Origin of the sequence: Ilumatobacter sp., assembly GCF_965215205.1 — a bacterium.
In the GTDB taxonomy this organism is placed as follows: domain Bacteria; phylum Actinomycetota; class Acidimicrobiia; order Acidimicrobiales; family Ilumatobacteraceae; genus Ilumatobacter_A.
The window spans coordinates 1-6723 of record NZ_CBDCDH010000002.1; the positions used below are offsets into that span (position 1 = coordinate 1).

Here is a 6723-nt window from a genome sequence, read left to right on the forward strand (position 1 = left end):
TTCTGCACGGCGAAGTCGACGATCGTGGTCACGCCGCCCCACGCCGCGGCGATCGTGCCGGTCTCGAAGGTGTCCGACGCCTCGGTCCCGCCGAACGGCAGCTCCATGTGGGTGTGCACGTCGACGCCGCCCGGCACGACGTACTTGCCGGTCGCATCGATCGTCGTGTCGGCGACGACGCCGAGGGCGTCGGCCTGACCCGGGGCGAGGATCGCCGAGATCGACTCGCCGTCGATCAGCACGTCGGCGAGGCGCCGCCCGACCGCCGACACCACCGTTCCCCCCGAGATCAACGTCGTTGCCATGGTCGTTCTCCTTCCGGTTGCGTCCCTCCCGGTGTCCGACACCGGGAGGGACGGTCAGTGCTGGACCAGTTCGTCGTAGGCGTCGGGGCGGCGGTCCCGGTAGAACGCCCAACCGTCCCGGACCTCTTTGATCACGCCGAGATCGAGGTCGCGCACGATCAGTTCGGGGTCGTGGTCGTCGCCGATCTCGCCGACATAGGTTCCGCGAGGGCCGACGAAGTAGCTCTGGCCGTAGAAGTCGTTGTCGCCCAACGGTTCGACACCGACCCGGTTGATCGCACCCACGTAGTACATGTTCGCCACCGCCGCCGCGGGCTGCTCGATCGACCACAGGTACTGCGACAGGCCACGGTGCGTCGCGGAGGGGTTGAACACGATCTCGGCACCGTTCAACCCGAGTGCGCGCCACCCCTCCGGGAAGTGGCGGTCGTAGCAGATGTAGACGCCGACCCTGCCGACGGCGGTGTCGAACACCGGGTATCCGCCGTTGCCGGGCCGGAAGTAGAACTTCTCCCAGAAGCCCTTCACCTGGGGGATGTGCTGTTTGCGGAACTTGCCGAGATACGTCCCGTCGGCGTCGACCACGGCGGCGGTGTTGTAGTACACGCCCGGTTGTTCGATCTCGTACATCGGCAACACGAGCACCATGTTCAGCTCGGCGGCCAGCTTCATGAACCGTCGTGTGGTCGGCCCGTCGGGGATGTACTCGGTGTACTCGTAGTACTGCGCGTCCTGCACCTGGCAGAAGTACGGGCCGTAGAACAACTCCTGGAAACACATCACCTGCGCACCCCGGTCGGCCGCCTCACGGGCGGCCTCCTCGTGCTTGACGATCATCGACTCCTTGTCGCCCGTCCAGTCGGTCTGCAGCAGCGCAGCGGTGATCACGTCGGCCATCGCCCGACAGTACACCCGGCGGCGTCGATCCCCGTCGGGTGCACGACGGCGTTCACCGAGCCGATCGGCGGCCGTAACATCGTGGACCGATGGCGGTCCCGCGCACCTTCCGTGAGGCGTGGGACTGGCTCCTCGGGCGTGACGAACTCCCGCCGCCGGACCCGGATCGGACCGTCGAGGCCGCCTGGGTGCCGGCGTGGCAGGGTCGGATGATCACCGACGAACTGATCGCCGACGGCATCCCCGCCGTGGTCGTCGACGACTTCGGGATCAACCTCACGATGTACACCCGCGAGCCGATGGCGAGGATCTTCGTGACCGAGAATCGTCGGGCGGAGGCCGAGGCCGTGATCACCGAGATCCTCGGCCACGAGCCCCGCCACCGGGGACTGTGACCCCGAGGCGCCCAGCGTCCCTCCCGGTGTCTGACACCGGGAGGGACGCTCACATGGCGGGGCGGCGCAGGAGCTCGGCCGACATCGGGCACTCGGCCTGCGCGGCGGCCGGGCCCATCGGCATCGAGCCGAGCGGGCCGATCACGTCGGTGACGAAGCGGGCGGGGAGGATCTCGACGTCGATCGTCCAGTCGTCGACGTCGCTCGCCAACTCCGTGCGTCGCACCTCCATCGCATCGACGAACGGCGACGGGAGCCGACGGCCGACACCGGCGACCAGCCACACCGGGGTGCCCCACGCCGAGGCCGAGGCGGCGATCGTGGAGGACCCCGACGGAACGACGATCCGCTCGGCGTCGAGGGCGAGCGCCTCGATCAGCACGACATCGGCGACACGGGTGGCCGCCCCTGCGGCACCGGCGTCGACCGGCTCGTAGTCGACGTCGAAACGCTCCAGCGTGCGCACGAACGACGTGGCCGAGTGGTCGACGTCGATCGCCAGGACCCGAACGTCGCCACGACGGGCCAGACCCGACGAGATGACGCTCGGATCGCCGATCGTGACGACGTCGGCCCCGTCCGCCAGAGCGGCTGCGAGCTCGGCGCCGGTGCGGTCGGAGCGGATCCGATCGGCGAGTTCCCACACCGTCTCGAACGGTTCCGACGACGACGCGACCGACGAGCACAGCCACCACAGCGGACCGCTGAACGGATGCCGTTCGACGATCCGCCGACAGGCGACGACGAGGCCGGCCGGGTCGAAGTGCAACGACCCGAGAGCGTGTGCGGTCTCCTCGACGAGCGCGGTCGGATCGACCCCGTGGGCACGAGCGACGTAGCGGAGATGCTCGATCGGATGCACGGCATCGAAGGTACCCGCCGGGCCGAGCCGTAGACTCGCCGAGTGGCCGAAACCGAAGTGAAGCTTCCGACCGACCTCGTGCTCACGCCGCTCCACCGGGGTGCGCTCGGGACGGGGCGCCCGGTCATGGAGTGGCTCACGACGTTCCATCTCGCCTCGGTCGTGCTCGACCCCTACACGAACGAGAGCTCGTGGATCCTGCGGACCGCCTCGCGCGTCCTCGAGGAGTTCCGCGGCTGCGACGTACGGATCAACATGGTGGTCACCGCCGGCGCCGACGACACCGCCCGGTTCCTCGGCCCCCTCACCGACCGGTTCCTCGTCTTCTGCGATCCCGAGCGCAAGGTGGTGCGGGCGATGGGTCTGGAGACCCTGCCGGCATTCGTTCTGACCCGCGTCGACGGCGTCGTCGACGCGGCAGCCGAGGGTTGGGACCCCGACGCCTGGGAGAAGGTGGCGGATGCGATCGCCACGATCACGAAGTGGTCGTCGATCGAACTCCCCGCACCCGGCGACCCGGTCGCCTTCCGCGGTTCGCCCGCGCTCGGCTGAGACCCGGCGTACCGGTGTCCGACGGGTCGTCGTTCCGGAGTGGGCCGCCGCCCCACCTCCCCGACCTCCCCGTCGTCGAGGCGATCTCCGACGTCCTCGGCGCTCTCGCCGAGCGTGGCCGGGCGATCCTGGTGGCGCCACCGGGCGCCGGCAAGACGACGGTCGTGCCGCTCGCACTGCTCGACGAGCCGTGGCTCGACGGGCGCCGGATCGTGATGCTCGAACCCCGGCGGCTCGCGACCCGCGCCGCAGCCCGGCGAATGGCCGAACTCACCGGCACCGACGTCGGCGGCCCGATCGGCTACCAGACGCGCGACGAGCGCCACATCGGGCCCGACACCCGGATCGAGGTGGTGACCGAAGGGATCCTCACCCGCCGGATGCAGCGCGACCCCGAACTGCCCGGCGTCGGTGCGGTGATCTTCGACGAGGTCCACGAACGCAACCTGCCGACCGACATCGGTCTCGCCCTGTGCCTCGACGTGATCGGCTCCATCCGTCCGGACCTGCGTCTCCTCGCGATGTCGGCCACCCCCGACACCGAAGGACTCGTGCGCGTGCTCGACGCGCCGGTCGTCTCCAGCGAGGGCCGCACGTTCGACGTCGAGATGAACTGGCTGCCGCGCTCGCCCACCGGCACAGGTCGCGTGGGGAATCGCGGTGGCGGCGGTCGCAAGAACCGGGGGCCGGCGCCCTTCCGGGCCGACGCCGCGGATCGAGTCGGACGTGGCCGCCGCAGTGCTGCGTGCGCTGGGCGAACACGACGGCGACGTCCTCGTGTTCCTGCCCGGGATCGGCGAGATCCGCCGCACCGAACGACGCTTGCTCGACGCTCTCGGCCCCGGCATCGACGTCCGCCCGCTCGCCGGTTGCGCTGTCGCAGGCCGACCAGGACGCGGCGCTCGAACCGTCGCCTCCCGGGCGCCGGCGCGTCGTGCTCAGCACCGACATCGCCGAGACCTCGCTGACGGTGGACGGCGTGAGGATCGTCGTCGACGCCGGCCTCGCCCGCGAGCCACGCTTCGACCCCGGGACCGGGATGACACGGCTCACGACGGTGTCGACGAGCCGCGCGTCGGCCGAGCAGCGCGCCGGCCGGGCGGGTCGCACCGAGCCCGGGTCCGCCTACCGGCTGTGGTCGAGGATCGAGCACGGGACGCGCCCGAAGCACCGCACGCCGGAGATCCTGCAGGCCGACCTGGCGGGCTTCGCCCTCGAACTCGCGGCATGGGGGGTCGGTGGCGACCCCGACCGGCCGACCGGTGATCTCGTGTTCGTCGACCCGCCACCGACCGCATCGCTCCGCCAGGCCCGTGAACTGCTCTCGGATCTGCGGGCTCTGGAGCCGACCACGGGCGCGCTCACCGACCTCGGGCGCGACATGCTCGCCCTCCCGGTCCACCCCCGTCTGGCCCGGATGGTCGCGCTCGAACGCTCGGCGCTGGCCTGCGTCGTGGCGACGCTGGTCGACGAACGCGACGTGTTCCGCGGCCGACCCGACGACCTCCCGGTCGACCTGGCGCTGCGGGTGGCCGTCGTGTCGGGTGCCGCCGGCCACGACCGGGCCGATCGTGGCGCCGTCCACCGTGTGCGCGACCGCGCCCGTGAGCTCGCCCGGCGGGTCGGCATCGACTTCGACCGCACGGCGATCGACCACGACCGCTGCGGCGCCGTCCTGCTCCTCGCGTTCCCGGACCGCCTCGCCGGCCGTCGCAGGCCCGGACAGTTCACGATGCGTTCCGGCAGCGGTGCATGGATCGTCGACTCCGACCAACTCGCCGACGAGGCGTTCGTCGTCGCCGCCGACCTCGACGGCCGACGGGACCGGGCCCGGATCCGCCTCGCCGCCGCAGTCGACGTCGCCGACGTCATCGCGTCCGCCGGCGACGACATCAAGGAGCAGCGGACCGTGGCATGGAACGACGAACGCGACGATCTCGTCGAGACGGTCGAGCGTCGACTCGGTGCGATCCGCCTCGGCGCGCAGGACCGCCGACCCGAACCGGGACCCGAGACGACCGAGGCACTCATGCGGCGGGTGCGCGACACGCGCCTCGCCGTGCTCGGATGGTCGTCGGCTGCGACGTCGCTGCGTCGGCGAGTCCAGTACCTGCACCGGACCCGGGGAGCACCGTGGCCGGACTGGTCGGTCGATGCGCTGGTCGACTCGACCGACGAGTGGCTCGCGCCGTACCTGCCCGGAGCGACCGGACGCGACGATCTCGACTCGCTCGACGTGGCCACGGTTCTCCGATCGCAGCTCCCGTGGGACGTCGGCGCCGACCTCGACACCGTCGCCCCGCCGGAACTGGAGTTGCCCGGCGGCCGGTCGGTTCCGATCGACTACTCGGGCGAACAGCCGACGGCGTCGGTGCGGGTCCAAGACCTGTTCGGGGTGACCGAGCACCCGCGGGCGGGCGACGAACCGATCCGCCTCGAACTCCTCTCGCCCGCCGACCGCCCGATCCAGGTCACCGCCGACCTCGCCGGTTTCTGGGCCGGAACGTGGGAGGACGTCCGCAGGGACATGGCCGGTCGGTACCCGAAACACCGCTGGCCCGACGATCCGGCCACCGCCGACCCGAAGCGGATGAAGGACCGGTGACCCCCACCCGCCGGCGGCACCCGAGCCCGGTCGTGTCGGGTGTCTCGTGACGGTGGTGGGCCTGCCGGTGGCGGGGGCGGTGGCGTGTCTGTCCATCGTGTATCTCGGCGCGGTGATGCAGGCGTCGACCGGTGTCGGCGTCGGGATCCTGTCGTCGCCGGTGCTGCTGTTCGTCGACCCCGACTTCGTCCCCGGCGCGATCGTGCTGGCCGTGATCCCGCTGTCGTTGACCGTCGCCGTCGCCGACCGGGCCCACGTCGACCGCCCCGGGGTGGCCGCCCGCGCTCGTCGGCGCGGGTGCCCGGACTCGTCCTCGGTGCGATCGTCGTCGCAGCGATCTCCGACACCGTCCTCGCACTGTTGGTCTCGATCACCGTGCTGTTCGGTGTCGTCGTCTCGCTGACGACGAAACGGTTCACGCCGACCCGGTCGGCGATCGTCGTCGCCGGGCTCGCATCGGGATTCACCGGCACGGCGGTCGGCGTCGGCGGGGCCGCCGATCGCGCTCACCTACCAGCACAGCGACCCCGTCGTGATGCGGGCGACGATCTCGCTGTTCTTCTCGGTCGGATCCGTCCTGACGGCGATCGCCCTCGTCGTGGCCGGTGAGATCGACTCACGTCAGGTCGAGCTCGCGCTCCTGCTGTTGCCGGCGGTGCTCCTCGGCCTCGCCACCGCCCGGCGGTACAGGTCACGACTGATCGGTTCGGGGGTGCGGCCCGTCGTGCTCGGGCTCTCGGCGTTCAGTGCGATCGCACTCCTCGTGCGCACGGTTCTGTGAAGCCGACGCCGTTTCGTACGACCCCGTTCCCGTCTGACAGGCTCGCCCGATGCGTCGACTCGTCCCCGTCCTCCTCGTCGCGGCCCTCGTCGCCGCATGCAGCGGCAGCGACGCGAACGACACGTCGAGCACCCAGCCCGACGAACCCACCGCCACCGAGGCCGTCGAGAGCACGACGAACGCCGCGACGTCCCAGACGACGGACGAAGAGCCTCCGGCGACCGAGACGTCCGCCGGTGAGCCACCTGCGACCGACCCCGCGACCGAACCGACCGCGGGCGAGGCGGAACCGCCCGAACCCGCCCTGGCCGAACTCCCCGACATCG

8 protein-coding genes and 2 pseudogenes are annotated in these 6723 nt (G+C 71.2%); 7 read left to right on the top strand and 3 right to left on the bottom strand.

The features are described from left to right. Together ACOOHC_RS00015 and ACOOHC_RS00020 are read right to left on the bottom strand one after the other, a co-directional pair. A pseudogene (locus ACOOHC_RS00015) lies at window positions 1–305 on the bottom strand (dihydropyrimidinase); the annotation flags it as partial. 54 nt (window positions 306–359) lie between these two features. Continuing rightward, a complete protein-coding gene (locus tag ACOOHC_RS00020) occupies window positions 360–1202 on the bottom strand; it encodes a nitrilase-related carbon-nitrogen hydrolase (RefSeq protein WP_420450173.1) in 843 nt (280 codons plus the stop codon). An 89-nt stretch (window positions 1203–1291) separates the two neighbouring features. Here ACOOHC_RS00020 and ACOOHC_RS00025 point away from each other — a divergent pair, with 89 nt between their 5' ends. Beyond that, on the top strand, window positions 1292–1597 hold the full coding sequence (locus ACOOHC_RS00025; protein WP_420450174.1) for a hypothetical protein: 306 nt from the start codon (window positions 1292–1294) through the stop codon (window positions 1595–1597). A gap of 49 nt (window positions 1598–1646) precedes the next feature. On the opposite strand, the gene ACOOHC_RS00030 is transcribed toward ACOOHC_RS00025, so the two are convergent. Beyond that, on the bottom strand, window positions 1647–2555 hold the full coding sequence (locus ACOOHC_RS00030) for a hypothetical protein (protein WP_420450175.1): 909 nt from the start codon (window positions 2553–2555) through the stop codon (window positions 1647–1649). 30 nt (window positions 2556–2585) lie between these two features. Here ACOOHC_RS00030 and ACOOHC_RS00035 point away from each other — a divergent pair, with 30 nt between their 5' ends. The 6 genes and pseudogenes from ACOOHC_RS00035 to ACOOHC_RS00060 form a co-directional block, all read left to right on the top strand. After that, window positions 2586–3011 (top strand): hypothetical protein, encoded by a 426-nt coding sequence (locus ACOOHC_RS00035; RefSeq protein WP_420450176.1) that lies wholly within the window; start codon window positions 2586–2588, stop codon window positions 3009–3011. Between the two features lie 14 nt (window positions 3012–3025). Then, window positions 3026–3979, top strand: coding sequence for a DEAD/DEAH box helicase (locus tag ACOOHC_RS00040; RefSeq protein WP_420450177.1), 954 nt, complete (start codon window positions 3026–3028; stop codon window positions 3977–3979). Then, complete coding sequence (locus tag ACOOHC_RS00045; RefSeq protein ID WP_420450178.1) at window positions 3946–5616, top strand: ATP-dependent helicase C-terminal domain-containing protein; 1671 nt, start codon at window positions 3946–3948, stop codon at window positions 5614–5616. The genes ACOOHC_RS00040 and ACOOHC_RS00045 overlap by 34 nt, the downstream gene beginning before the upstream one ends. A 79-nt stretch (window positions 5617–5695) precedes the next feature. Continuing rightward, window positions 5696–6019, top strand: coding sequence for a hypothetical protein (locus tag ACOOHC_RS00050; protein WP_420450179.1), 324 nt, complete (start codon window positions 5696–5698; stop codon window positions 6017–6019). A 132-nt stretch (window positions 6020–6151) separates the two neighbouring features. Continuing rightward, window positions 6152–6397, top strand: a complete 246-nt coding sequence (locus ACOOHC_RS00055; protein ID WP_420450180.1) for a hypothetical protein — start codon at window positions 6152–6154, stop codon at window positions 6395–6397. 49 nt (window positions 6398–6446) lie between these two features. After that, window positions 6447–6723: pseudogene (locus tag ACOOHC_RS00060) on the top strand (hypothetical protein); the annotation flags it as partial.